Below are 25,474 nucleotides of genomic sequence, written 5' to 3' on the forward strand. Positions count from 1 at the left end.
ACTTTCTGATTGCAAAAAATCATGGTTAGAATAAATTAATAGTGTACTTTAGACCCACCAATCCATGGCATACCGATATCTGGATCATATGACAGATGCATTTATCGAAGTAGTTGGAAATACAACTGATGAAGCCTTTGCTAATGCAGGCATATCTGTGGTAGACACAATTGTAGATATCAACTCAGTAGAGAATAAAGAGGATAGAAAATTAGAAGTTAGTGCAGATGACCTGAAAGGGTTACTATATAGCTGGCTTGAGGAGATAATCATTCTTACCATAACAGATGGATTTGTAGGAAAAATATTTAACGTAAAGATAACAAAAAATGGAAAATATCATATTTTAGCAAAAATTAGTGGAGAAGAAATTAATTTTGAAAAACACCATTTTAAGATGGAAATAAAGGCACCAACATATCATCTCATGGAAATTAAAGATGAGAAACCAGTTTTGATGCGATTCATTCTTGATCTCTAGGCTAAATTATTAAAGAGCTTTTATCTATTATTAATCAGATTTGGTAGACGAAGAATTAGAGAAAATTATGAAAAAGAAATTAGAGGAAATGAAATCTCGTAAAGAACAAGAGATTCTAGAACTTACTGATTCTAATTTTGACAAAGCCATAGTTGGTGATACACCAGTAATTGTGGATTTTTGGGCTACATGGTGTGGTCCATGTCAGTTCATGTTGCCTATTTTTGAGAGAATTGCAAAAAAATACAAGACTGTGAGATTTGCACGTCTAAATGTAGATGATGCACCTGGCATATCTCAAAGATATGGAGTATATTCAATTCCCACATTCATTGTTTTCAACAATGGTGAACCTATTGACAAGGCTATGGGAGCAATAGGAGAACCAGGTCTTCACATGCTTGCTCAGAAATACGCCTAGTAAGCATAAAGCGGATTAACCTTTCTCTGAATTTCAATTATTTCTCGTAAGACTTGAAATTCTTCAGGACTAAGCTTATGAGAGAATGTTTTTAGCAACAATTTTGCTTCTGGAGATGGTGGAAAAGAATAGAAAACTTCTTCTTCAGATATTTGTCTACCCACGGTTACATTTTGAATTGAAACTGCAACCTCCTGACCTTTTTTTGCAACATCAACATTTTTTCCGTTGTCTTGTAACTGATGTATCGTACCAACCTTTCTACCCGCTTTATTCATAACAGATACTTTTTGTTTTAGAACACCTGCATCTACCTGTACTCCAAAAACTGCAGGATTATTTTTTCTGAATACATAGCCTTTAAGAAATGTAAATTTAGCAACAGGTGTAAGTTCTTGAAAAATAGCATTTTCTGCATTTGCAGTATCATCTTGAACCCAATTAGTATAATTATCAATCAGACTATAGATTACTTGATCATGAAAAATCTTGATATGGTTAGATTCTGCTTCTTCTTGGGCATCTTGTAAAACTTTAACATTAAATGCTATTATTACTCCTAAATGTCTATCATGTTCTTTTACGGCTAGCGCCTCCATTACATCTCGTCTTGTAACTGGTCCTATGTCTGCCATCGATATAGTCACGTTTTGTTTTTTTAACATTTCAGTCAAGGCCTCAAGAGATCCTATAGTATCACATTTTAGAATTACTCCTTTTGTATCAGTTTTGATAAATACTGATTTCATCTCAGACTCGATTAATTTTTTGAATTCCTCAATCTTTGATTCATCAGTAGTTGCATATACAGGACTTCCTGGAAGTACTCCCTCTAAATCTGGTGATGCAATTTTTATGCCAGCAGCTGCATCTACTTCATTTACAGGTCTGAATTTATCTCTAGGATCACGCATCTCATCAAGAGGTTTTGGAAGGAGTATTGCTTTTGGTTTTGTAATTATTACAGAGTCTCTCTTGGCAACTAGTATAGAGTCGCCCTTTCTTAGAGTACCGTCAATTAAGATAATGTTAGCAGTCATGCCAAGACCAATCTCTTCCTTTACCTCAAGAACTATGCCTCTTGTTGGTTTTTCAGCCTGTTCCAATTTTTTTTGCATGTATTGTTGTGTAAGTCCTACCAATACTGCAAGTAACTCTGGCATACCTTCTCCACTTCTGGCACTAACTGGTACTATCGCAACTTCTTTTAAGAAATCTTTTACTCTGTAAAATGCCTCCGAGTTATATCCTAGAACAGATAATGTGCCCACTACATTATACAATAACTCATCAAGTGCAGTCTGGACAAATGGATCTTGTTCTTTAACAGATTGTGTAATAAATTTAGTTGTAGGATTTTTTTTCCACCCAGAAACCATATCCACTTTATTCAAAGCTATAACAAATGGAACTTTTCTGCTCTGTAAGATTTTGAGACTTTCATTAGTTTGTGGTTGAAATCCTCGGTTTACATCCACAACAAGAATTGCAATATCAGCAGCAGAGCCTCCTCTCGCTCTAAGATTTGTAAATATTTCATGTCCAGGTGTATCAATAACAAGTAAACCTGGAATTTCTTGATTTGCTCCTCCCATTTTTGCAAAAAGAGGTCCACAAACTTTCTTTAATGTTTCAGTCGGAAGAAAACTTGCACCAATATGTTGTGTAATTCCTCCAGCTTCTCTTGCTTGTACACCCGTACCTCTTATCTTATCTAAGAGAGATGTTTTACCAGAGTCTACGTGACCTAGAACTGCGACTATAGGCTGTCGTATTTGCAACCGCTTTCACTTGAATACCACAGCTATTTCTTTTTCAAAACTTTCTTTGGAATCAGAAGCATGGATTATGTTATCAGATATACCTAGTCCAAAGTCTCCTCTTATTGTTCCTGGTGTGGCATCAAATGATTTTGTTGAACCTATCATCATCCTTGTAGTTGCAATCGCATTATTTCCCTCAATTATAGTAGCAACAACATTTCCTGATGTGATAAAAGAGACCAACTCTCCAAAGAATGGTTTTGTGTTATGAGCAGAATAGAATTCTTCTGCCATTTGTTTTGTGAAAGTAAACATTTTCAATTTCATTATATGAAATCCTCTATGCTCAAATCTAGAAATAATATCTCCCACTAATTTTCTTTCTACACCGTCAGGTTTTACTATGAAAAGTGTTTGCTCAGTCATTTTATTTTTTGACCTTTATTCCGCCCTTGACGTATTTGTTGGTCCACTTTAGTCTTCTTGGATCACGTTTCAGGATTAGCATATTCTTCTTGCATTTTGAAGAACAGAACCAAAATACTGAACCGTCATTTTTTACAAGCATAGTACCAGAACCCTTTGCTACTGGTCTATTACAAAAACTGCAAGGCTTAACAAGAACACTCAATTTTTATCACTTTATCTTTCTCGCTTCACGTTCTGTCTCTCTCAATATGAGAATGTCTGACATTCTGACAGAACCTTTTACGTTTCTTGTTAGAATTCTGCCTCTATCTTTACCATCTAGAATTTTTACTCGCACTTGAATAACTTCTCCAGCAATTCCGGTTCTTCCCACTATTTGTATAACTTCAGCGGAGGTTGGAACTTCAGTACTCATTTGCTAGCTTGACCACCTTTTATCTGCGACAATGATGCCACAATTTGGTCTACTATATGTTGAGCATCTCCCGAATCCAATATCGCAGCAGCGGCAGAGGTAACATCAATTCCCAAAGACTTTCCGAGCTCCTGTCTACTTGGAACAAAGCCATATGGAATTCCGTGTTCCTCACACAGTATAGGAAGGTGAGCAACTACCTCTGGTGGTTCTACATCTTCTGCAATAATCACCAGTTTACTTATTCCTCTTTCGATTGCTTTTGTAACTTCGTTGGTACCTTTCTTTACTTTGCCACTTTGTTGTGCAACTCTTATAGCTTCATAGATTGGGCTAACCAAGTCAGTGGGCACCTGAAACTTTACGTAATAAGCCTTAGCCAGATGTATCACCCATTGGGATCATTTCCATTCTTTCTGTGTTTTCAATTGGTTTTAAAAGTGTTATCTGTCAGCTGTAGTCTTTACTTTTTGTAGGTATTTTGCAAAAATATCATCCAATCTAGATTGTGAGGAGGATTCAGCATAGATTCTAGCTATTGGTTCAGTACCGCTCAATCTTACCATAACCCAGCTTGACTTGTCTAGAAATAATTTGATTCCATCAGTAAGATCTTTTTTGTAAGGTTCTGCTTTTAGAATTTCAAGTATTTTTTTAAAATTATCTTTTGAACATTCTATTTTTCCTTTTGTTGTAAACGATGGCGGTAATGCATCCATCTCTTGTGACAAAGAGTTTGCACTATTTGCTAAAAGATCAATTAAGATAGCCATGGTCATAGAACCATCTCTTACATGATTATGTTTACCATACATGAAGCCACCATTTTCTTCAAAACCAATTAATGCATTTTCTTGTATCATCTTACGCGAAACCTCAACACTACCAACTTTAGTTCGTAGTACTTTAGACCCTGAATTTGATGCTATTTTTTCTATCACATATGTAGAATTAACTGAAGTAATTATCTTGGACTTTGGATATTTTTCTAAAAGATATTTGGATAAAAGTAATGCTGATTTATCACCTGTGAGAATTTTTCCTTTCTCATCACAAAAAATACTTCTATCTCCATCCCCATCAAATGCTATTCCAAAATCAGCTTTTGATTTAATCACCATACTTGAGAGTTTATCTAGATTTTGAAGTGTTGGCTCTGATCCTCTTCCTGGAAAAGTTCCATCTATTTTTTCATTTATTAAAACTACCTTACATCCTAGATCTCTACATAGAATAGGAGCTGTTACTGCTTGGGCGCCATTACCAAGATCTAGTATTACTTTAAGATTTCTTGATTTGATTTTTTTTATGTTGACATGTTTTTTAATTCCAGAAAGATACGTGTTGATAGTTTTTGGTTCATTTTTGATTGAGCCAAATTTATTTGAAATTTTCCATTTTTTCTTAAAATAGAATTCTTCCACCTTGAGTTCATCCTGTCTTGAGATCTCAATTCCATCTCTTGCAGTGACCTTTATTCCATTATATTGCGGCGGATTGTGGGATGCAGTAATCATAATTCCTCCATTGTAACCAAGTTGCTTTGTAGCAAATTGCAAACAAGGTGTAGGAACTAAACCACAAACTGTAGAATCTAGACCAGCAGAGCTTAGTGCAGCTATTACTATTTTTGATATAATGACACTAGATTCCCGTCCATCATAACCTACTAAAATCGGTCCTTTTTTGAAAAGATTTGCAAGTGATAGAGTAATTTCAGAGATAAACTCAAGTGTAATACCTTCTCCAAATACCCCTCTGATACCATTAGTTCCAAATAATTTCGCCATACAGACCATCAACAATAGATAAATTTGTCTTAAAAGTCATGGTGCATGCGGGAGTTGCCAAGCCTGGTCAAAGGCGCAGGGCTTAGGACCCTGTCTTTTAGGAGTTCGTGGGTTCGAATCCCACCTCCCGCACTTAATGAATTATACAAAGTTGCATTTCTTTGTGATTGCGAAAATGAACACTACAAAAGTTATTTGAGCATTCATAACAGTGCCAATCACCAATTGTTGAACACACTTTACAAATTTTTATAGGATTGTTATGATCATAACTATTTCCCCTATTATGTGCCCTGTGAGAACTTTTTGGTTTATCCATTATTTTTCCTCATTTAAGTCAAAATTTAAAAAACTTCTATCTATCATTCAACAACACATTACAGATTTAGGATATCTAGTTGGACTAGCATTCTTACAATACGTCATATTTCAAAAGGCTATTTAAGTATTAATAAGTGCAGTATGTCTAACAATTAGAATGGATAAGACAATAGTAGAACTTGTTGTAGTTGGAAAAGACCATGAAGGTGTAGTAGCAGGTTTTACTAATTTCATTTTTCAAAATAATGGTAACATAGAGAAGATTAACCAAAATGTCGTAAAGGGACTTTTTGGAATGTATTTGGAAGCATCTTTTGTAAAGAAGATAGACATGGCAAAATTCAATAAAGAAGCAGAGAACTTGGCAAAAAAACTCAAGATGGAAGTTAATATTCATTATGAAATATCAAAAAGAAAAAGAGTGGCAGTACTTGTAACAAAAGAGTCCCATTGTCTACAAGCTATTCTTGATGCAAGAGGAAAAGGTAAGATAAGAGGAGAAATTGTAGTGCTAATAGGCACAGAAAATACTTTATCATCACTTGCAAAGAAGGAAAAGATTCCATTTGTTGTGATAGATGAAAAAGATCAGTTAGAGGCAGAAGAAAAAATAATTTCTACCATAAAAAAATTTGATGTTGATCTAATAGTACTTGCAAGATACATGCGAATACTTTCACCTAACTTTGTATGGAGGTATCCTAATAGAATTATTAACATACATCCATCACTTTTACCTGCATTTCCAGGTGCCTTTGCATATGTTCAAGCTTATGAGCGCGGTGCAAAAATTGTTGGATGTACTTCACACTATGTAACTGAAGATCTAGATCAAGGCCCCATAATTTTTCAAGATGCTTTTTCTATAGATGAGAACGAAACTCTAGAATCCTTGAAAAAGAAAGGTCAAAAGTTAGAAGCTACAACACTTTTAGAAGCTGTAAAAATGCATCTAGATGGAAGATTAGAAGTATATTGGGGCAAGGTACATGTGAAACCCAAGAGATCTAGATGATAGTACGAGACCTTACAAATACCGATATTCTCAAACTGACAAAAAGGAAAATAGTTGCTTTAATCCCAGTTGGATCAATTGAACAACATGGTCCTCATCTTCCCGTATCCACTGACTCGGATATAGTCTCACATATTGCAAAACAGGTCTCAGATAAAAATGGGTTTTTGCTATTACCTACTCTTCAATATGGGGTATCTTTTGAGCATCACCCATTTTTCAATATGAGTATATCAACTTCCACATTACAGAAAATTTTGATTGAATTATGCATATCATTATCAAAAAATCATATCAATACAGTCATTATTCTTAATGGGCATCATGGAAATCAGGATGCCTTAAAAAAACTACAAAACAAAGTCTTCAAGAAAACAGGTATCAGACAACACATTTTTGTCTATTCATATTGGCATTTTATGAAAAGGAAGTTTGATCATGCAGGATTTGTTGAAACATCAATAATGTTGGCAATTTCAGATAAAGTACTCATGAATAAAGCCAAAAAGGGACTGATTCCTGATAATTTGTCAAAAAAGAAATTGAATCTACTAAACAAAAGAGCAAACAAGTCGTTTATTTCAGTAACAAAAAATGGCATTTGGGGAGATCCGACTAAAGCTACTATAAAAGATGGAAAAATCATTTTAGGCGAAATAATCGCAAATATTGTAAAAAAGAGTCAAACTTGCCTTACTGGAACAGGTTGAAGATTACACCAATGAAATTTTAATATATACCCTCCATAGAGTGTGTAATAAGTGAAATAGATGTCAGTAGATATGGCAGTAAAAGTACTTGATGAAAGCCTAAACAAGGTTGTCCTTATCAAGCTGAAAGGCGGTAAAGTGATAAGAGGCAATCTTCATGGTTTTGATCAACACATGAACCTGCTACTTGAATCTTCAGAAGAGATCCCTTCAGAAGGAGAGACGAAGAGTCTTGGAACCATAGTTGTCCGAGGAGACAACGTAGTTATCATATCTCCTCCACCAAAGTGAGTGTATTATGACTAAGGGTACTACCTCAATGGGAGGCTTTACACGAAAGCACGTACACATCAGATGTAGAAGATGTGGAAAGAATTCTTATCATGTAAGACACAAAAGATGTGGTAGTTGTGGTTATCCAGAGGCTAAGATAAGAAAATACAACTGGATCAAATGGTATACGTAAATGGAAGAAATAGTGCTAATGTTTAGCTCTGTCGCAGGTGCCTGCACCGCAGTAGCACTTGACAAGGTTCCAAAAATAAAACGCACTAAACAAACTCCAACTATCAATTCTGCCATTACAAATCAATTACATTCACTTAGAATGGAAAAAGAAATACTATCAAAGACCATTGCAAGACTTCATCAACAAGAATCACAAGTCTCAATGATTCAAAAAGACAAACTTTTACTTCGTTATCAGCATCAGCTTGGAACTGTTATTTCCAAGATTGAAAAACTTGAATTAGCAAGCAAGTATCCTGATTTTGGTCCAGTAGGTGATAGTTTGATATCATTAATGGATAGCAGACTTTCACAATTAGATCAGAGGCTACATGAAATTTCTGCAAAGATTACAATTAGTACAATTACTCAAACAAAACAAGTAGAAAAACCAATTGAAGTATTAGAGAAAATTCAAACTAAGAAGAACGAGTCCAAATTAGAAACTCAAATAGAAAATATTCAAGTCCAAAAACAAAAAGTACAGATTCAAAACGAAATAGAAACTCAAAGTGTCATATCAGAGATTCAAGAAGAGAAAACACAGGAGTGGTTACCCCCTATCGAGGTTCCAATGTATGAAAAGCATAGAATGGTTGAGCTTAGCACTTTAACAGAGATAACAAACAAGGTCCCACAATTCCCTGCAGATCTAATCAGACCTTCTACTCAGCTAGAACCACAAATTCTAGATAAATTGATAGAGTCAGAAGTAATTCAGGAATCAGTTTTGATACCACAATCAAATATTCATGAAATAAGAGAAAAAATTCTAGAACTACCAAAACCTGAAGTTGTACAACAAGAACCAGAAAAGAAAATTCAGCTTCCAGCAGCAATCAAGATACCTGAAGAAGAGAAATTGGAAGATGATGACAAGGATTTAGATAAAATAAAAAGCGAAATAATGAAAGCATTATCAAAACTTGAGCAAGTAGAGGTAGAATAATTGACATCAGATGATGCCATTGAGGCATTATCACATCAGGCCTTAAAAATGGTAAAAGCGAATTATGTCATAGGACTTGGAAGTGGAAGAGCTGCAACTGCCATAGTGAGATTGCTATCATCACATATTAAAAAAAATAAATTCACAGTCAAAGCAGTACCGACATCCCTACAAATTAAAATGGAAGCTGAAAAGGGCGGGATCCCGATAATAGAAGCAGACCAAATTGATCATATCGACCTAGTTTTCGATGGTGCAGATCAAATAGATACTAAAGGAAATATGATAAAAGGTGGCGGGGGAGCTCTTTTACGAGAAAAGATTTTGATAAGCATGGCAAAAAAAGTTGTAATAATTGCTGATGAATCAAAGTTTGTAAAGAAACTAAAACGAAGTGTTCCTGTAGAGGTCCATCCTTTTGCAAGAAATACTGCTGCAATTCAAATTCGAAAATATGGAGGAAAACCACATGTCAGATTATTAGAACGCGGTTATCCTTTTGTTACTGAAAATGGAAACATCATACTTGATTGTGATTTTGGTGAAATATCAAATCCAAGGGAACTTGCAACAAAAATAATAGAAATTCCAGGAGTAATTGAAGTTGGAATATTTCCAAAGCCAGATATAATTTACAAAGCAAAAGAAAATGGCAAATATGAAGTTTTACGATAATACAGGTCTTGAAACAAATTTACCATAGCCTGGTTTTTCAATCATTTTGAAGTCTTCAGCAACAATGTTTCCTCTTACCATAGTCTTTACAGGCCACCCTTTTAGATTCCAGCCCTCGTAAACACTATAATCAGAAAAACCATCAAGAGTTTGGGCAGAAACTTTGGCTTCCTTTTTTAGATCTACTAAAACAATGTCTGCGTCAGAACCTTTTTGGATGATTCCTTTTTTTGGATACATGCCAAATATTTGTGCAGTATTGAAGCTGGTCATATTAGATAATTGTTGAAGATTGATTTTTCCTTTGTTTACTCCTTCACTTAATAAAATAGGCACCATCGTACCAATCCCTGGAAATCCAGCAAGAGCATCCCATACAGTTTCTCCTCCAACTTTTAGTTTTAGACGGTTTGCTACATGATCAGATCCTATAGAATCTATTCTGCTACGTTGTATTTCCTTCCATACATATTCCATGTCTTGAGAAGAACGTATGGGTGGCATGACTTTAGCAAGGTAGCCTTGTTGAGATTCATGTGATAATGTAAGATAATGTGGACATGTTTCAATGTGTATTTTTGTTCCATTTTTCTTTTCTTCATAGATTGTATCAATAGCTGCTTTTGATCCAATATGTACAAAATAGATAGAACAACCATATTTTCTTGCAAATTCAGATGCAGTCTTGATTGACTTGACCTCAGATTCAACAGGTCTACTTTGCGACCATGCTGCTAATCCATCCATTTTTTTCTCTTTTGCAGTCTTGATTCCACAAGAGCATATTTGATAATCTTCTGCATGAACTAAAACTGTACAATTTAGAGAAGATGCTTTGGCAATTATTTTTTCAATCATCTCCTTTGTCATCTCCACTCTTTCTTCCCTGAGAGATTTTTCTCCAGGTTGCATGTCCATATAGATATGGCCTACTTCATCCCCAAGATTCATGTATATTTTAAACGAGTTGATTCCTTTGCTTTTACAAAATTCCATTTCATCAATCTGATTTTTATGAAGTATGGATGCATGAATAGAATAATCAACATAATGAGCTTTTGAGCTTGCAGTAAGATGAGATTCTAGATTTTTCTTGTATGAACCACTTAGCCTGAGCATTCTCATCATTGTAGTTACTCCACCTATTGCTGCAACTTTTGATTCAGTAATGGCAGCTTCATCAATTGGAGAATAAACTCCATAATGTACATGAGGATCAATTGCTCCTGGAAGAGAAACAAGACCGTCTCCTTTTATTTTAACATCACATTGTGGAATATCATTTGTCAAAGCAACAATTTTACCTTCATCAATTACAATGTTTTTGTCTACCATTCCATTTTGAAGAATAACGTGTGACCCCGTAATCACAGCATCAACAGTCATCAGGAATTTTGCTTGAAAACCTAGTATTATTCTTTGAGTAAATGAATAAAAGCAGATACTATTCTTGATAACAAAAGGGCCGGTAGTCTAGGGGTAGTGATGCCGCGTTCGCAACGCGGATGTCGGGGGTTCAAATCCCCCTCGGTCCACCTCATCTGTCGGTGCAAATTGGTTTACGGTTCACTACATCTTCAAATCAAAATAGGTACCATTTTGCCATAATTTTTTTTGCTATATGTATTTCATAAATTAAGAAATTGGAAAATTTTTACAGATGCCCGATAAGCTTAAGGGAGGATCTGTCAGAACTCAGTTAATTTGAGTAGTAAAATGCGCACAATTTTTTCTGAGAATGTGGAGTCAAGATGGTTTTTACCTATTCTATTTTTGTCAGGTATTACACTTTTCATTTTGAGAAAATCAATCTTTGTGTTGATTCAACCGGGCAGGGTTGAAGATGTTGATGTTCTTTTGAGAGAAGCTATTCAATATTCGTGGGGAAGTATTTTTGTTGTTTACAACTTTTACTTGCATTTCATTCCAAGACTTGTAACAATTTTTTCTCTATACTTGTTTGGCATTGCCAATGTCAACCTAGCAATGAATATTGCCGCAATAATTATTGCAACACTTTGCGCAGTATTTTTTTCTACCAAACAATTCCGATTTATAATAAAAAACGATACGCTGCGAGCTCTTTGTTCTTTATTCATCATAGCAGCTCCAGGCATGAGTGAAATCTATTCAAACATTTCAAGCATCCAATGGTTTTTGAACATATTCACAATGCTATTTACACTATTGTTATTATTTAGATATGAAGAGTATCAAAAACAGTCAAAGAAGAAAAAGTATCTCTATGCATTTTTCTGTTCCGCATCATTTCTGTCTTCTGCCTTTTCAATCGTTTTTCTTCCTGCATTAATTTATGTCATAATTCGTGAGATTAGGAAAAAAAGGGGAGAAATAATTACAATAATTAGCTATGCAATACCAACAAGTCTACTATTATTACAAACATTACTTTTATACTTTAATTATTCTCAACAATTCAAGTCCCCCATTGTTCAGGTTAGTACAGATATTGTTAGATCAACAATTCAGATATTTTCTGCAAGTGTAATCAAGGTCTTCTATTACAACATTTTCCAATATTCTGGAGAGTGGATGTATCTCATACCGATTGGAGTAATTGCATTTATTTTATTGAATTCCATTAGAAATGGATTGAAATTTGAAATTTTCGTTTTATGTTGTGTAACTGCTACATTGTTTTGGTCTGTAATAGTCAGAGGAGGAATGGCAGAGAGATTCATGTCATTTGCAATTGTATTTTTATTCATACTCGTTGTTAGACAATTTGACAAGAAAAAATCACTACTTTTTAGATTGATTTTTTTTGCTGTAATGATAATTGTTATTTCAAATATTGCCTCTGGATTTTTCATATCATCTTCTGCTGACAAAAACTGGAAATATGTTACAGATCTTTATGATCCATCGGGCAAATACCAGTGCTATGTTGGAGAAGTTCCCCATGGTTGGGCAATTTTAGTTCCATGTTTAAAACCAATGTCAAACAATGCAACTACAATACCAACAAGTTCTTCATCTACATCATCCGGTCCTTTGATAACATTTACTCCTCCAGTAGTATCAACAACTACATCAATAATGTCAAGTTCTTCATCTACGATATCTGGTCTATTAGTAACATTTACCGCAACAATATTACCAACACCCGACTATGGCACAGTACAATTCTACATTGATGATACCGTAACAGGAAGGCCAGTAACAATTTTCGGGGGTCAAGCTACCTTTAGCATATCTTCACTGTCAGTAGGTTCACATCATATCTCTGCATCATATTCTGGCGCTCCCAACTTTTACGCCAGTATATCAGATCAGACTACTATCACAGTATTATCAACTTCAAACCTAAAAGGTGCAAACCTTTCGGGTATCAACATACAAGGCATCAGTCTATCGGGGGTTGATTTACAAGGTACAAATTTGTCTGGAGCCAACATGCAAGGAATTGATCTTTCCAATGCCAATCTCCAAGATGCAGATTTGCATGGAGCCGTACTCCAAGGGACCAATTTGAAAGGAGCAAACTTGATGGGTGCCAATCTTAATGGTGTTGTTCTCTCAGGTATTGATCTCTCAGATGCCAATCTCAAAGGTGCAAATATCAAAGGAGCTAGTTTTGCAGGTGCTATTACTAATGGTTGTAATGGATGTCCATAAATTAAATAAAAAACAATATACATCTATTCCAATTAGTGCATTTGATGAAAGTATTCAACGGTAAGACAGCAGCTGATGATTACATGTCTAGTCATACATTGACTTTTTCAACACCTGAGCTTACATTAACCAGATTTGCATTGTGGTTAGGCGACATGGTACCTGATTCAAAAAATCCAGGACAGCAGATGCCTAGAATTATGAATTTTGTGGAAGAGAAAGATTTTGCTCCAACTCCATTAGTAGATGATGACAAGTTTGTACCAACAGGAGCTATGAAATCCATGGGTGGTCTTTACGGTAGTGTAAACACTCAGACTGATTCAGATTCAAAATTTTGTTCAGAGTGTGGCTCAAAATTATCATTGATTGCAAAATTCTGTACTGAATGCGGTGCAAATCAAGATTAATTCCAATAGTAGAATTTTTCTTTTATTACTAAATCTTATTTCCGCACTTGGGACAAAATTTTGCATTATCTTTTACAGCAGACCCACAAGAATTGCATGCAAGACCGCTAGCTGAACTTTGTTTTGGCATGAGTGCAGGATCTGGGGGTGGTAGAATGCCAGGTGTTGAGAAAGCTGCAGCAGCTGAGATAATAGATGGAGGTTGACCAAGTCCTGGTAAAGTTGATGCTTGCTGTCCCATACCTGGAGGCATTGGACTTACCATAGTTGAACCAGAAGTACGACCGCGTGATATTTTATCAAGTGATTTCTTTAACTCAAAGATTACTTTGACAGATAAAAATTCTAATGATGAATATGATACAACATAATCACCTAGTTTCTCAAAAAATTCCTTGTCTGTCAGCTTTCCTTGTTTGTACATTGTATTAGCATCAAGAAATGATTCATAGTATCCTTGGGTATCATTTAGTAGATTTTGTAGTTTATCAAATAGAAGGTTTAGAGTATCAATATCTCCAAATGACATGTGGATTGTTTCTCTGACCGGTATTAATTATTTTAGATTGAAAAAAGAAGATAAGATTTAGATTTTTGATAGAGCACTATCTATCATATTTTTATAGGATCCCTTCGATGCAGCACCTACCTGTTGTGCTACAATCTGACCTTTACTGAATAATGCAAGAGTCGGTATACTAAAGACATTATACTTTGATGCAAGCTCGTTGTTTTCATCAACGTTAACCTTCACAAAGTTGATCTTTCCTGCATATTCACTTGCTAGTTCTTCTATTACAGGACTTACCATCCTGCATGGGCCACACCATTCAGCCCAAAAATCTACAAACACAGGAATCGAAGAAGCCATGACTTCTTTTTCCCAGTTCTTAGAATCTACTGGTTTTGCTTTATCCATGCATTATAAAATTCTGAATCCCTAAATATATTGAACGGTTTCTTACCAGCGACTTCTTAGACCATAGTATTTCTTATCGTCAGTTCGTCGACGATCGCCCCTTCTATCATCCCGTCTATCATCACTTCTACCATAGCCACCACCGCCTCCACCAGATCTACCATAACCTCCACCAGATCTACCATAGCCACCACCGCCTCCACCAGATCTACCGAAACCTCTCCTATGACTTACTTCTCTCTTCAATGGATCAGGAATATTGACTACAATGCCTAGCTCTTTGTTTAGATCTATCATCTGAACCTTAGTTTGACGTGATATTGCCTTGAAATCACCAATTGAAGAATATGATACCAAAGTGATTGCCCTACCTTTTTCTCCTGCTCTTGCGGTTCTTCCAATCCTATGGAAATATACCATGTCTTGATTTGGAACATCATAGTTTATCACTAGTGCAACTTTTGGGACATCTATACCTCTAGCTGCTACGTCAGTAGCCACCAAAATGTCTGCTTTGCCTTTTTTAAACATGTACATTGCTTTATCTCTTCTAAATTGGGACATGTCGCCTTGAATTGAAACTACGTTGAATCTTCCTTGCTCTAGTTCATGAGCAACTCTTCTTGTTCTATCTTTTGTAGAACAGAAAACTATTGCTTGACCAGCACCATTTTCTTTTATAAATTTAAACAAGTAATCTGTTTTTTCTCTATCTTTTATTACAAGAAATGCTTGTTCTATTCCCTCTCCACTTAGATCATCGGAATCTATGAATATTTTTTGTGGATTTTTCATATACTTTTCTGCCAACATTAGTATTGTAGCTGGCATCGTAGCTGAGAATAGAGCATTTACATGATCTTCTGGAACCAAATCCAAGATGAATTTAATATCATCAATAAATCCCATGTCAAGCATCGTATCTGCTTCATCAAGTATAACCCACTTTACTTTCTGTAATTTTATTGATCCACGTTTGATATGATCAATAAGACGTCCAGGTGTAGCAACTACAATTTCTACTCCCCTATGAAGTTCGTCTAGTTGTATATTCATGCTTTGACCACCGTAGATGGTCACACTTCTAATTCCAATATGCCTTGAAAATTTTACAATTTCAGATGATATCTGTACAGCAAGTTCTCTTGTTGGAGCTATGATGAGCGCTTGTATTCCACCTTTAGGAATAACATTCTGAATTATGGGCAAAGAGAATGCAGCTGTCTTTCCTGTTCCGGTATGCGCTTGACCTATAACATCTTGGCCTGAAAGAAGTACTGGAATTGCACCTACTTGAATAGGAAATGGCTCTTTGAAACCCATTTCATTAAGTGCAGTAAGTATTGTATCCTTTAGTCCTAGTTCTTCAAATTTTGTCAAATTTATTCATCATCTTTTTATTGAAACGACAGAGAGAAGTTTGATTACCTATTTCCGTCTATTTTTGTTTAACATAGCCCTCTGGCTCTAATAACTCTTTCCAAATTATTGAAAAAAAGTAGATAATTTTTAAAAATTGTATAATCTCTTGCTCTGATACGTAGTATAGATTTGACCAATCAAAATGATATACATAATTATCTGACATCTTGTAGGTTAAAGCATGAGTAGCGAACTTCGATTAAAAAAATTGAGAGGATCTGGAGGTTTTATCATGGCAACAGTAAATGATGATCAGCAAAGAAAAGGCAACCTTGGTGGACCAGATTTGTTTCTTGCTCCGATTGGTCGTCTAGATTCAGAAAAAATTTCAAAATATTCTTGTAATACATGTGAGAAAGAATACGAAGGAAGTCCAAAGATAGAATTTGAAAATCCTAACGAGACAGTAGCAGAAAATCTGGTTCTACTAGAAAAAGGTCAATACATCTGTACTACTTGCGGTTCAATTCTTGCAGAGTATAGAAATTTTAGTAAACCCGATGAAGCTGCTTCAGTGGGAGTTGCAATACCTGTTACTAGTACTAATGTTGTTACATCGCCTTCAGCTCAAAACGTTGAATTACAAAATCAGCCAAAAACTTCTAGTGTAAAGACATTCAGTTCCATTACAGGTTTAGGGGTGTATGATACTGAGGCAAAAAGAGTTGGAGTGGTCAAAGAGATGGGTATTCAGCCAGATCAATCAAGCATAGTTCTAGTTGTAACAAAAAATGATGGAACAGATGTTACAATAAAGTGGGACGAGATAAGAAAGATTGGTGAGATTGTGTTACTTGGGGGCTCACTTGGTGAAAATAATTTAAAATGTATCAAGTGTAATTATACCAATAGCCAAGGCTCAAAATTCTGTGAAAGTTGTGGTAACAAGCTAAAATAAAGCATCATTGTTAAGTAAGATTTATCTTACGATTTTAGAGAACTAGAAACAATTGAGTAAACTTTCTCTTAAATCAGGCATTGTAAAGGACATCATAATAGTAGTAATAGGTATTGCAATAATTTGGATTGGTCTTCGAGTAGCCTTTGGAACAGAAAATCCATTTTATGTGGTCTCAAGTGGAAGTATGATACCAAATCTGAATATCTATGACGTTATAGTGGTTCAGGGACATGTAAATTTTGATCAATTAAAAGTTGGAGATATCATAGTGTTCAATAGGCCAATTGTGCATGATAAGGTAATAGTTCATAGAGTTGCAGAGATACTAAACAAAGATCCTTTGGTAATCAGAACAAAAGGAGATGCAAATCCTGGTTCCATACCTGGAACTGACTTTCCAATTACAAAGGGTGACTACATTGGAAAAGTAGAATACGTTGTTCCTCAGATAGGTTATGTCACAAGAATACTAACACCTCCAATAAATTACATCATAATAGCTGTCATTGTTGGGATAATGCTAGTAAAACAATTTGGAAAACCAAAGTCCAGCATAGAAAATTGGTCTGATAATAATCCAGATCAACCAAAGGATTCAAACGAGTTGACAAAATCTGATATGAAAAATTTGTCAAATGAACCATACATAACAAAGGATTCAAATGAATTTGAAAGTAAGTCAGATGATAAACTTGGAAAAAGTCAGACTACAGAAGATAAAGATTCAGATAAAAAACAAGATTGAATAAATTTTAACTATTTTCTCATCTTGAATACACGTTGAAAGTAATCAGATTGTTCAGGCTCTGATTCTGAATTTTCTTTAACATTTGCAAGATTTTTAGCAAGTTTTTTCTTGTATCCAAGCTGCATTTGACGTGCAATGTTAATTCTTTGAGCTTGTGGCGAACCTGCACCATGCATTGATTCAGTAAGATATCCTACTGCATTTCTGCCCAAGGTCATGTTTTCTATGAGTCTTAAGATTCTGAACCTATCTTCAACATCAACTCCCTTGCGTCCTTTCAAATATTTTTTCAATATTGGACCTGTAATTGGATTTCTTAGATCTTTCTCAGATGGAAGTGTAACAACAAGACCACCGGCAATATCCTGGGCAAGTCTACCAATTTCATATGGAAATCTAGTTACATTATGTTTGGTAACATTTGCTAACATATCATCATTTATCCATACACCGGATTTTGTTTTATGAGCTTGAAATGAAGAAGCAATACCAGATGCATATATTGTTTCATTGAGATGAGTCATTTCGATTAGCTTGTCTTTAATGTGAGAAACATTAGGCACTCCATTGTAATCAGCAATTGCAGCAGCTGCACCAATTAGAACATCGCCCAAGCCTGTCTTGCACACATAACTTCTTCTATGATAACAAGTAAACCTCTCTACAAGCATTGCAGCAAATTCGTATTCACCAAACATAAACACCTTATCCCATGGAATGAAAACTCTATCAAAAATCATCAATGCCTCTTGTCCTGCAAATTTTGAATTTCCTGAATCAATATCTCCTTCCTCCATACTTCTTGTATCACATGACTGACGACCATAGATGTATGATATACCAGGTGCATCAGCAGGCATTGCACCCACTATTGCATAGTCTTTGTCTTTTTCTTGCAGTCTCATGGTGGGCATTACTATAATCCAGTGTGAGTTTATACAACCAGTCTGGTGAGCCTTGGCTCCTGTAACAAATATTCCCTTGTCATTTTTTTCTACTACACGTAAAAATACATCAGGATCTTCCTGTTCATGTGGTGCTTTACTTCTATCTCCTTTCGGATCAGTCATGGCACCACCTATGACAAAATTCTCCTTTTGAATCATCTTGATAAATTCAACTAGTCGTTTATGATAATCAGTCTTGAATTTTTCATCAATTTCAAAAGTAACAGAATATAATGAATTTAATGCATCCATTCCCACACATCTTTGGAAACATGTTCCAGTAAGTTGCCCAAGTTTTCGCTGCATCTTATTTTGGTTTACTAGATCATCTGCACTTTCTGCAATATGTAAGAATCTATTAACTTGTAAACCAGTTATAGATGACTTTGCAGTTGCAACCTCACTTTCCTTTTCAGCAAGATCATATGTCTCCGCTACTGCATTAATTGAAGGTCTAATCATTGGATGATCCACAGGTTCTTTCACAAGTTCCCCAAAAAGGTAAACCTTCATGTTACGGCCTCTGAGACTTTGGATATACTCAGAAGCTGTCCTAATTGGCATATCTGCTATACCCTTTAGAAGTAATATAAATATTATAACAAATTTGTGAGTCTTTAAGCAAGTCCAATTCTTACATCAACGACTTTGCAACCTTTACCCTTTTCAAATACAAGAACTGGATTCATGTCAAGCTCTTTAATTTCTTGGAAATCAGTCACTAGTTGAGAAATTCTTTGAATACAATCAGAAAGTTTGTTTATATCAGATGGTTTTTCTCCTCGTACACCTTGTAACAACTTGTTTGTCTTAATTGATGATATCATCTCATCTGCCTCAGAATCTGTAACAGGTGCAACTCGGAATGTGACATCTTTTAGGACTTCAACATAAATTCCGCCCATTCCAAACATAACTACAGATCCAAATCCTGGTTCTTGTTTTGAGCCGACAATAGTTTCTTTTCCACCTTTTACCATCTCTTGGACCAGCACACCTTTGATGATGGCTTTCTTGTCGTATTTTTTTGCGTTTTTTATTATTTCTTTAAAGGCTTTTTTGACTTCTTGTGGAGTTTTTAATCCCACTTTTACTCCACCTGCATCAGACTTGTGAATAATTTGTGGAGAAGCTATTTTCATAACTACTGGATAACCAATTTTTTTCGCTGCTTGAATTGCCTCACGTTCTTTTGTAGCAAGAATACTTTTTGGTATAGGAAAACCGTATGCTTTCAAAACTTCTTGGCCTTCTTCTTCTAATAGATTTTTTCTTCCCTCTAACTTGACTTTAGAAAATACTTGTTCTACTTTTTTCTTGTTTACTTTGAATTGTTGTATTTTTCCTTCTGGTGTTTGTGACCATTGAGTAAATCTTAGCATTGCTTTGAGTGCTCTTATTGCCCTTTCGGCATAAGTATAATGTGGGACTCCACCTTCTGACAGAATTTCTTTATTCTTTATTCCTTCGTCAAGACCCATTAAACTTGCAAGAATTGTTTTGTTGTATTTCTTTGATGCAGTAACAATGACTTCGGCAAGATTGTTGTAATCAAGTGTTGCAGATGGTGTACACATTGTTATAACTGAACCAACATTTGGATGAACAAGTACAAGATTTAGTACATGATCAAATCTATTGAAATCAGCATCACCTACAATATCTACAGGATTTCTAGAATTTCCCCAAGGAGGAATAACTGCATTAATTTGTGGTCTTATGTCATCTATATTTGCCATTTTAATCCCCATCTTTGAGCAAGCATCAGTAGAGATTATTGCTGGCCCTCCTGCATTTGATACTATTACCAAATCTCCTTTGAGAGGTAATGGTTGCTTTGAGAAAGCTACAGCGTAATCAAATAATTCTTCCATTGTATCTACTCTTATTGCACCAGATTGTGTTAACAGTGCGTCATAGATTTCATCAGAACCCATAAGTGCACCTGTATGAGACATTGCTGCTTTTGCACCCTCTGGACTTCTACCAGATTTTAGAACAAGTACAGGTTTCTTTAGTTGATTTAATCTAGTAATTTGCTTGCATATTTTCAAAAATTCTTTTCCATTTCCTATATCCTCAAGATACATTACAATGACCTTTGTCTGTTCATGTTCAGCAAGCATTTTGAGAATATCAACTTCGTTGAGGTCTACTTTATTTCCCATGCTAATTACAGAAGAAAATCCTATTCCTTGAGCACTAGCATCTTCAACAAGTGCTGCACATATTGCACCGCTCTGGGATACCAGGGCAATTCCACCAGACTTTGGAGTTACTTTTAGGAAAGTGGAATTCATCATTGTTTTTGGTGCTAGATTCATCACACCAAGACAGTTTGGTCCTATAATTTTGATATTGTATTGCTTTGCAATTTCTGCAAGTTTTTTCTCAAGTTTTGCACCTTCTTCGTTGACTTCTTTGAATCCAGCTGTTATTACAATTGCTCCCTTGATTCCTTTTTTACCACATTCTTCAAGTACTGCTGGAACTACATCGTTCTTTGTAATTATAACTGCAAGATCAATTTCTTCTGGTACATCTAAAACACTTTTGTATGCTTTTTTATCAAATACGGTTTCTCTTGTTGGGCTAATTGGAAGAATCTTTCCGGTATACCCCTTCAATATATTAGATGTAATTGCGCGCCCTACACTTCCCTCCTTATCTGAAGCTCCTATAATAGCAATAGATTTTGGAGATAGGAAAATTGACTCACTCATTTAATGAGATCGACTCGGATGGATTTGTATAATAAGTTTATCCAAGAGAATTACTTGATCTCAATAGATTGGTACTAGCTGCCAAGCATTTTTCCAGCGATATTTTCATTTCGTGGAATCCAGTTTATCTTTAGATTTGCAAACTTGGGTATCAATTCCCATGCTTCTCTTGCAAGACTCCTCAATTGCTCATTGTTTATAGCATATTCATGGTTTAATTGCGAAACAGTATTTTTGGAGTCACTATAGATGACAACCTCATCGGTATTACCTGCAAATTTTTTTAGAACAGAAATTATGGCCAGATATTCTGCCTGGTTGTTTGTTATGTCAGATTTTTTTTCGTAGAACGATTCTCCAGTCTCTTTGACAAAGAATCCAAAGCCAGAGTTTGTTCCTCCCGAGCCGTCAACAAATATGCTAAGGACCATCTTTGTATAACCTCATAAATTTTACACTCAGGTTTACTGTAATCATATAGATTACAGTCGATATAGATTGTGACACTAGTGATGCAATATAGGCATGATATGAATTTGTAAGTAAATAATATTGAAGAGACCATCTACAAACTGTATAAACAACCTCGCCTATTCCAAGTGAAGAAATTATTTTTATCAAATCTCTTCTAAGACTTGCCTTGTCTATCTCGCCTGTTTTGAGAAGATATTTTTTCTTGTTGTCAAAATAATAAAGTGTTCCAAAAGTGGAAAAATATACAATGTAATCAGCACCTAAAGTAATGGTAGCATTTACGTAATTTTGTTGGCCAGAAAACAATTCTGCAATAATTGCTGAAACAACAATTGATGCCAAGAATCCAAGGAAAATATTCTTGTTAAGTTTTAGATATTCCTTGTATTGTGGCTTCACAAACTGTTTTTGTTTCTCTTACAAATAAATCAAATCTATTGCAGAGTTATTCTCAACAATACCAGTATGCCTGCAAGTTCTGCAACATGTATTGCTAGCAGGTATGGTAACAATGCAGCAGCATAGAGATCCATCATTGTAAAGTATGCATAGACTCCAATCATATTATGCAAAAACAACAAGCCTGCAAAAAATATCATCCCAAGTGGCAATTGCGCTTTTGTTTTGGAATACATCTTGGCAAAGACTCCAATTAATACTCCAAGAGATATCAGATTGGCTCCAGACACGATTGTACTTGCAGTCATTATTGGTTCCATTTGAAAAACACTATCCCCACTTTACTTATGTACTTTTTTCCAATTTGCTTACAATTTCATCAAAGACATCCAAATTCACCTCAAGAAATGTAGATATGAAAAATGTTGCACCATACTTGTCACCCACACGAGTTATCAGATTATTCTTTTCAAGCACTCCTACATGATGCTGTATTGCTTTGTAGTCAAGATTCATTTCCTTGGCAAGCTGATTTGCGTTGAGGGGTTTATTTCTAATATGAGAAATAAAACGAATTCTGTTTAATCCACCTTTTGAGCCCATAAAGATAAACCACAGCAAGCGTTTGGCATATGGATCTGTTGGCATGTTCATATATCGTCAGTTAATAGATCTTTTATCTTCTACTGCTCTAGAAATCAAAGGATAAGCATTATTCAATTATAATAAAATTTAAAGCATTTTTGCAGCAATACAGATCGAATAACTGATAAGATAGATTGAGTAGATGAATACAATGTTTGATTATGATTATCCCCTTTACAGGCCTCCATCTGAAGCCAAGTCATTAATTTTCCAGGTTACTCTGGGCTGCTCATTTAACAAGTGTTCATACTGTAACATGTATCGCTCAAAGGAATATTCTGAAAGACCTTGGGAGGAAATCAAGGCCGAGATTGATCTTGCCTCAAAGCACATGCCAAATAGTAAAAGAATATTTCTTGCAGACGGTGATGCACTAAACTTGCCAACGAATAGAATGCTGCAGATTTTAGGATACATACGAGAAAAATTTCCAGACTATGAACGTATATCATGCTATGCCATGCCACAAAACATTCTAAAAAAATCGCCCGAAGATCTCAAAAAGATGTATGATGCTGGACTGACAATGTTTTACATTGGAATAGAAAGTGGTTCAGACATAATTCTCAAAAAAGTTACTAAAGGAGCTACTGGTCAGACAATCATAAAGGCTTGTCAAAAGGCAAAAGATGCTGGATATACGATATCATGTATGATCATTCTAGGTCTAGGTGGAAAGACTTACTCAAAACAACACATAGAAGAGACTGCCAAAGTTTTGAGCGCATCTGCACCTCATTATGTTGGAACACTTACTTTACATTTAGAAGATGGAATACGTGATGAATTTCTGACAAAATTTAAGGAACCATTTTTACCAATTGATGACTCTGAAGCACTAGATGAATTAGAACTTCTAATTTCAAAAATGGAACCTAGTAGTGAAGTTGTCTTTCGCGCAAACCACGGTTCAAATGCATATCCAATAGGTGGAACTTTTCCACAAGATAAACAATCCATGCTTCAGAAAATTTCTCATCTAAGGTCACATCCAGAGTTATGCAGACCAGTAGGTCTCAGAGGATTTTAAGTGGATCCATAGATTTCTTTACCCACAGAGGGTTTGGACAGGACGTTTTGTGAAAATAATTTCACACAAAATGGGCAGTAAGCTTACCATAGCTACAAAACTCTTTTCCTTAATTTTTTATTTTTAAATTTGTAAAACAGATTCATTAAATTTTAGTAAATCTATTTTAAAATTTTATAATCTACAATTATGAGAATCTCAATCTTGTTCTTGACGAGATGATTATGATTGACATTATGGAAATAACAAGTACTGCTAATGAGATTGGACCAAATTCTGGAGTTGTTGCGCTGGATGTTGGACTAGCTGTTTGAGGTGTATTTGTAAGACTTGTTGAATTGTTACCTAGTGCTGCGCCCAAGTCTGTAGAGTTGTCAGGAGAAAGAGCACTCAAGTCTGTCGCGTTGTCAGATGGAGCACCAGAGCTTGTAGAGTTGTCAGACGGAAGACCCAAGTCTGTCGAGTTTGGTAATTGATTAGCACCAAAACTGCGAGGAGTTTGCGCATATGCTGCATTGGAAAGAGACGAAAAAGATGTAGAAATATTTGGAAAAGCAAGATTAGTGAAAGTAAGAGTGAGAAGTGTTATCAAGAATAATGTAGACCCTAGACGCATAAAAATTCCGTGTGAAGATAATATTTAAAACTTGTTTCATCATGTGATTTGGTAACAATACAGCGCATTCCTTATATCTGATATTTTATGAAATATACTAAATGAATTATAAATCGGATAAACAAAGTAGGTCCGGAATAGGAATTAAAACTGCAATAGCTGGAAGTATGATTTTCATATTGCTATTTGGTTTTACAGCCCATCTAGATTTTGCAGCCGCACAAATATCTAACAATACAGCTAGTCCAAATTCGACTACCAATAGTTGTGCGGTGACAGCAAAACAGACCTACCAGTCAGCATTACAAAGTGCAAAGACAGCTCGAGATTCTGCAATACAGCAAATAAAACAAACTGATCAAACATCAGAGAAGCAATTCAGAGCAGATTATCAACAAGCTGCACAAGCTGCACAGTCTTTGTACAAAACTCAGCAGCAAGCAAATCTTACAGCTGCAAAAAGTAATTTAACCGCAGCTCAGCAGACCTTAAAGACTGCTCTTACGACAGACAAGGGAGATCCTACCAAAATTGCTGCAGACAGAGTACAACATGCCAATACCGTTGATGCAACATACGCTCACTATTACCTAACGATATACCAAGAAGCTTCTGAGAGAGCGCACACCATTTGGAGTGCAGCTGCTACAAGGGATGCTAATATCGAAGGCGTTAGAGAGACAATGTGGACCAACATAGGTCAGGCATATGCAGCTTACTATGGCACTATTAATGGACTTGAGGTTACTTACGACGATGCGTTAGCTGCGTGCAAGTCACAAACCACAAGTACTGCTGGAACAGGTTAATTCTCAAAAAGAGAATTTCCTCAAATATTTTTATTTTAGACCTTTGAGACCTATTACATCTAACCAGCCGCAAGAAATTCCTGCATGGATAAAAAACATTGCAAGCTGGTGAAGTAAGAGTCAAGCTGAAGATACCTACTTTTCAAGTATAACACAGTGGATAATACAAACTCTAACAGCAGAAGAACCCATCAAACAGTGAGGTAATCTACACGAATCATAGTCATCAAGAATGGTGAAAATATTTACATGTGATACAATCATCTAAACAAGAGATAATTTTTACAAAAAGAATAATTTCAATGTCATTTAGTTT

Annotated in this window: 31 protein-coding genes and 2 tRNA genes; 16 read left to right on the forward strand and 17 right to left on the reverse strand. The window is 35.4% G+C overall.

All coding sequences use genetic code 11. The features are described 5' to 3' along the window. Window positions 1-64: 64 nt before the first annotated feature. Together C0Q33_RS07060 and trxA (C0Q33_RS07065) are read left to right on the forward strand one after the other, a co-directional pair. Window positions 65-481, forward strand: coding sequence for an archease (locus tag C0Q33_RS07060; protein WP_101477898.1), 417 nt, complete (start codon window positions 65-67; stop codon window positions 479-481). 40 nt (window positions 482-521) lie between these two features. Further along, complete coding sequence (gene trxA / locus C0Q33_RS07065) at window positions 522-902, forward strand: thioredoxin (protein WP_281258840.1); 381 nt, start codon at window positions 522-524, stop codon at window positions 900-902. Here the strand turns inward: trxA (C0Q33_RS07065) and infB are convergent. From infB to glmM, 6 genes are read right to left on the reverse strand one after another with little or no spacing between them, the layout of a single operon-like run. After that, window positions 899-2,683 (reverse strand): translation initiation factor IF-2, encoded by a 1,785-nt coding sequence (infB, locus tag C0Q33_RS07070; protein WP_101477899.1) that lies wholly within the window; start codon window positions 2,681-2,683, stop codon window positions 899-901. The genes trxA (C0Q33_RS07065) and infB overlap by 4 nt on opposite strands. 6 nt (window positions 2,684-2,689) lie before the next feature. Beyond that, a complete protein-coding gene (gene ndk / locus C0Q33_RS07075; RefSeq protein ID WP_101477900.1) occupies window positions 2,690-3,091 on the reverse strand; it encodes a nucleoside-diphosphate kinase in 402 nt (133 codons plus the stop codon). Window position 3,092: 1 nt separating this feature from the next. After that, window positions 3,093-3,296 carry a 50S ribosomal protein L24e gene (locus tag C0Q33_RS07080; RefSeq protein ID WP_101477901.1) on the reverse strand — a complete coding sequence of 68 codons (204 nt, stop codon included), beginning with the start codon at window positions 3,294-3,296 and terminating at the stop codon, window positions 3,093-3,095. Window positions 3,297-3,302: 6 nt separating this feature from the next. Continuing rightward, window positions 3,303-3,509 carry a 30S ribosomal protein S28e gene (locus tag C0Q33_RS07085; RefSeq protein WP_101477902.1) on the reverse strand — a complete coding sequence of 69 codons (207 nt, stop codon included), beginning with the start codon at window positions 3,507-3,509 and terminating at the stop codon, window positions 3,303-3,305. Next, complete coding sequence (gene rpl7ae / locus C0Q33_RS07090) at window positions 3,506-3,892, reverse strand: 50S ribosomal protein L7Ae (protein WP_101477965.1); 387 nt, start codon at window positions 3,890-3,892, stop codon at window positions 3,506-3,508. Before rpl7ae ends, C0Q33_RS07085 begins: the two co-directional genes overlap by 4 nt. A 60-nt stretch (window positions 3,893-3,952) precedes the next feature. Further along, the gene (glmM, locus tag C0Q33_RS07095) at window positions 3,953-5,299 is read right to left on the reverse strand and encodes a phosphoglucosamine mutase (protein ID WP_101477966.1); all 1,347 of its coding nucleotides are present in this window, start codon (window positions 5,297-5,299) and stop codon (window positions 3,953-3,955) included. A gap of 47 nt (window positions 5,300-5,346) precedes the next feature. On the opposite strand from glmM, the gene C0Q33_RS07100 reads away from it, so the two are divergent. The 7 genes from C0Q33_RS07100 to rpiA all read left to right on the forward strand — a co-directional run bounded on the left by C0Q33_RS07100 (window position 5,347) and on the right by rpiA (window position 9,476). Next, a tRNA-Leu gene (locus tag C0Q33_RS07100) sits at window positions 5,347-5,431 on the forward strand. 346 nt (window positions 5,432-5,777) lie between these two features. After that, window positions 5,778-6,635 carry a phosphoribosylglycinamide formyltransferase gene (gene purN, locus C0Q33_RS07105; RefSeq protein ID WP_101477903.1) on the forward strand — a complete coding sequence of 286 codons (858 nt, stop codon included), beginning with the start codon at window positions 5,778-5,780 and terminating at the stop codon, window positions 6,633-6,635. Further along, window positions 6,632-7,345 (forward strand): creatininase family protein, encoded by a 714-nt coding sequence (locus C0Q33_RS07110; RefSeq protein WP_101477904.1) that lies wholly within the window; start codon window positions 6,632-6,634, stop codon window positions 7,343-7,345. Before purN ends, C0Q33_RS07110 begins: the two co-directional genes overlap by 4 nt. A gap of 60 nt (window positions 7,346-7,405) precedes the next feature. Beyond that, on the forward strand, window positions 7,406-7,636 hold the full coding sequence (locus tag C0Q33_RS07115; protein ID WP_101009335.1) for an LSm family protein: 231 nt from the start codon (window positions 7,406-7,408) through the stop codon (window positions 7,634-7,636). Window positions 7,637-7,643: 7 nt separating this feature from the next. Continuing rightward, entirely contained in the window at window positions 7,644-7,811 is a 168-nt protein-coding gene (locus C0Q33_RS07120) for a 50S ribosomal protein L37e (protein WP_101477905.1), read from the forward strand. Beyond that, on the forward strand, window positions 7,812-8,801 hold the full coding sequence (locus C0Q33_RS07125) for a hypothetical protein (RefSeq protein WP_101477906.1): 990 nt from the start codon (window positions 7,812-7,814) through the stop codon (window positions 8,799-8,801). After that, window positions 8,802-9,476 (forward strand): ribose-5-phosphate isomerase RpiA, encoded by a 675-nt coding sequence (rpiA, locus tag C0Q33_RS07130; protein WP_101477907.1) that lies wholly within the window; start codon window positions 8,802-8,804, stop codon window positions 9,474-9,476. It begins immediately after the preceding gene. Here rpiA and C0Q33_RS07135 read toward each other — a convergent pair. Further along, a complete protein-coding gene (locus C0Q33_RS07135) occupies window positions 9,468-10,862 on the reverse strand; it encodes a dihydroorotase (protein WP_101477908.1) in 1,395 nt (464 codons plus the stop codon). The genes rpiA and C0Q33_RS07135 overlap by 9 nt on opposite strands. A 76-nt stretch (window positions 10,863-10,938) precedes the next feature. On the opposite strand from C0Q33_RS07135, the gene C0Q33_RS07140 reads away from it, so the two are divergent. The 3 genes from C0Q33_RS07140 to C0Q33_RS07150 all read left to right on the forward strand — a co-directional run bounded on the left by C0Q33_RS07140 (window position 10,939) and on the right by C0Q33_RS07150 (window position 13,525). After that, window positions 10,939-11,011 (forward strand) — tRNA-Ala (locus C0Q33_RS07140). A 280-nt stretch (window positions 11,012-11,291) separates the two neighbouring features. Next, complete coding sequence (locus C0Q33_RS07145; RefSeq protein ID WP_165776468.1) at window positions 11,292-13,115, forward strand: pentapeptide repeat-containing protein; 1,824 nt, start codon at window positions 11,292-11,294, stop codon at window positions 13,113-13,115. Between the two features lie 44 nt (window positions 13,116-13,159). After that, window positions 13,160-13,525, forward strand: a complete 366-nt coding sequence (locus C0Q33_RS07150) for a zinc ribbon domain-containing protein (protein WP_101477910.1) — start codon at window positions 13,160-13,162, stop codon at window positions 13,523-13,525. A 28-nt stretch (window positions 13,526-13,553) separates the two neighbouring features. On the opposite strand, the gene C0Q33_RS07155 is transcribed toward C0Q33_RS07150, so the two are convergent. The 3 genes from C0Q33_RS07155 to C0Q33_RS07165 are packed head-to-tail and all read right to left on the reverse strand — an operon-like array spanning window position 13,554 to window position 15,824. Next, window positions 13,554-14,054: a zinc ribbon domain-containing protein gene (locus C0Q33_RS07155; protein WP_101477911.1), complete on the reverse strand. Its 501-nt coding sequence runs from the start codon at window positions 14,052-14,054 to the stop codon at window positions 13,554-13,556. Between the two features lie 57 nt (window positions 14,055-14,111). Further along, window positions 14,112-14,444, reverse strand: a complete 333-nt coding sequence (trxA, locus tag C0Q33_RS07160; RefSeq protein ID WP_101477912.1) for a thioredoxin — start codon at window positions 14,442-14,444, stop codon at window positions 14,112-14,114. Between the two features lie 42 nt (window positions 14,445-14,486). Then, window positions 14,487-15,824, reverse strand: a complete 1,338-nt coding sequence (locus C0Q33_RS07165) for a DEAD/DEAH box helicase (RefSeq protein ID WP_101477913.1) — start codon at window positions 15,822-15,824, stop codon at window positions 14,487-14,489. A gap of 223 nt (window positions 15,825-16,047) precedes the next feature. Here C0Q33_RS07165 and C0Q33_RS07170 point away from each other — a divergent pair, with 223 nt between their 5' ends. Together C0Q33_RS07170 and C0Q33_RS07175 are read left to right on the forward strand one after the other, a co-directional pair. Further along, on the forward strand, window positions 16,048-16,764 hold the full coding sequence (locus C0Q33_RS07170; RefSeq protein ID WP_101477914.1) for a PRC-barrel domain-containing protein: 717 nt from the start codon (window positions 16,048-16,050) through the stop codon (window positions 16,762-16,764). Between the two features lie 52 nt (window positions 16,765-16,816). Then, window positions 16,817-17,512: a signal peptidase I gene (locus C0Q33_RS07175; protein WP_101477915.1), complete on the forward strand. Its 696-nt coding sequence runs from the start codon at window positions 16,817-16,819 to the stop codon at window positions 17,510-17,512. Window positions 17,513-17,523: 11 nt separating this feature from the next. Here C0Q33_RS07175 and C0Q33_RS07180 read toward each other — a convergent pair whose 3' ends face one another. From C0Q33_RS07180 to C0Q33_RS07205, 6 genes are all read right to left on the reverse strand, one after another. Further along, a complete protein-coding gene (locus C0Q33_RS07180) occupies window positions 17,524-19,026 on the reverse strand; it encodes a 4-hydroxyphenylacetate 3-hydroxylase family protein (protein WP_177996825.1) in 1,503 nt (500 codons plus the stop codon). Window positions 19,027-19,079: 53 nt separating this feature from the next. Beyond that, window positions 19,080-21,185, reverse strand: a complete 2,106-nt coding sequence (locus tag C0Q33_RS07185) for a 4-hydroxybutyrate--CoA ligase (protein ID WP_101477917.1) — start codon at window positions 21,183-21,185, stop codon at window positions 19,080-19,082. 74 nt (window positions 21,186-21,259) lie between these two features. After that, window positions 21,260-21,616, reverse strand: a complete 357-nt coding sequence (locus C0Q33_RS07190) for a reverse transcriptase-like protein (RefSeq protein ID WP_101477918.1) — start codon at window positions 21,614-21,616, stop codon at window positions 21,260-21,262. Next, complete coding sequence (locus C0Q33_RS07195; RefSeq protein ID WP_101477919.1) at window positions 21,606-22,058, reverse strand: hypothetical protein; 453 nt, start codon at window positions 22,056-22,058, stop codon at window positions 21,606-21,608. The genes C0Q33_RS07190 and C0Q33_RS07195 overlap by 11 nt, the downstream gene beginning before the upstream one ends. Before the next feature lie 35 nt (window positions 22,059-22,093). After that, complete coding sequence (locus C0Q33_RS07200) at window positions 22,094-22,378, reverse strand: hypothetical protein (protein WP_101477920.1); 285 nt, start codon at window positions 22,376-22,378, stop codon at window positions 22,094-22,096. Window positions 22,379-22,403: 25 nt separating this feature from the next. Then, window positions 22,404-22,706: an ArsR/SmtB family transcription factor gene (locus C0Q33_RS07205; protein ID WP_101477921.1), complete on the reverse strand. Its 303-nt coding sequence runs from the start codon at window positions 22,704-22,706 to the stop codon at window positions 22,404-22,406. A gap of 148 nt (window positions 22,707-22,854) precedes the next feature. Between C0Q33_RS07205 and C0Q33_RS07210 the strand changes: the two genes are divergently transcribed. Beyond that, window positions 22,855-23,733 carry a radical SAM protein gene (locus tag C0Q33_RS07210; protein WP_101477967.1) on the forward strand — a complete coding sequence of 293 codons (879 nt, stop codon included), beginning with the start codon at window positions 22,855-22,857 and terminating at the stop codon, window positions 23,731-23,733. Between the two features lie 187 nt (window positions 23,734-23,920). Here C0Q33_RS07210 and C0Q33_RS07215 read toward each other — a convergent pair whose 3' ends face one another. After that, complete coding sequence (locus tag C0Q33_RS07215) at window positions 23,921-24,349, reverse strand: PEFG-CTERM sorting domain-containing protein (RefSeq protein ID WP_101477922.1); 429 nt, start codon at window positions 24,347-24,349, stop codon at window positions 23,921-23,923. A 101-nt stretch (window positions 24,350-24,450) separates the two neighbouring features. Between C0Q33_RS07215 and C0Q33_RS07220 the strand changes: the two genes are divergently transcribed. Beyond that, window positions 24,451-25,158, forward strand: a complete 708-nt coding sequence (locus C0Q33_RS07220) for a hypothetical protein (RefSeq protein ID WP_101477923.1) — start codon at window positions 24,451-24,453, stop codon at window positions 25,156-25,158. Window positions 25,159-25,474 lie beyond the last annotated feature (316 nt).

The organism is Candidatus Nitrosotalea bavarica (genome assembly GCF_900167955.1).
Classification (GTDB): Archaea; Thermoproteota; Nitrososphaeria; order Nitrososphaerales; family Nitrosopumilaceae; genus Nitrosotalea; species Nitrosotalea bavarica.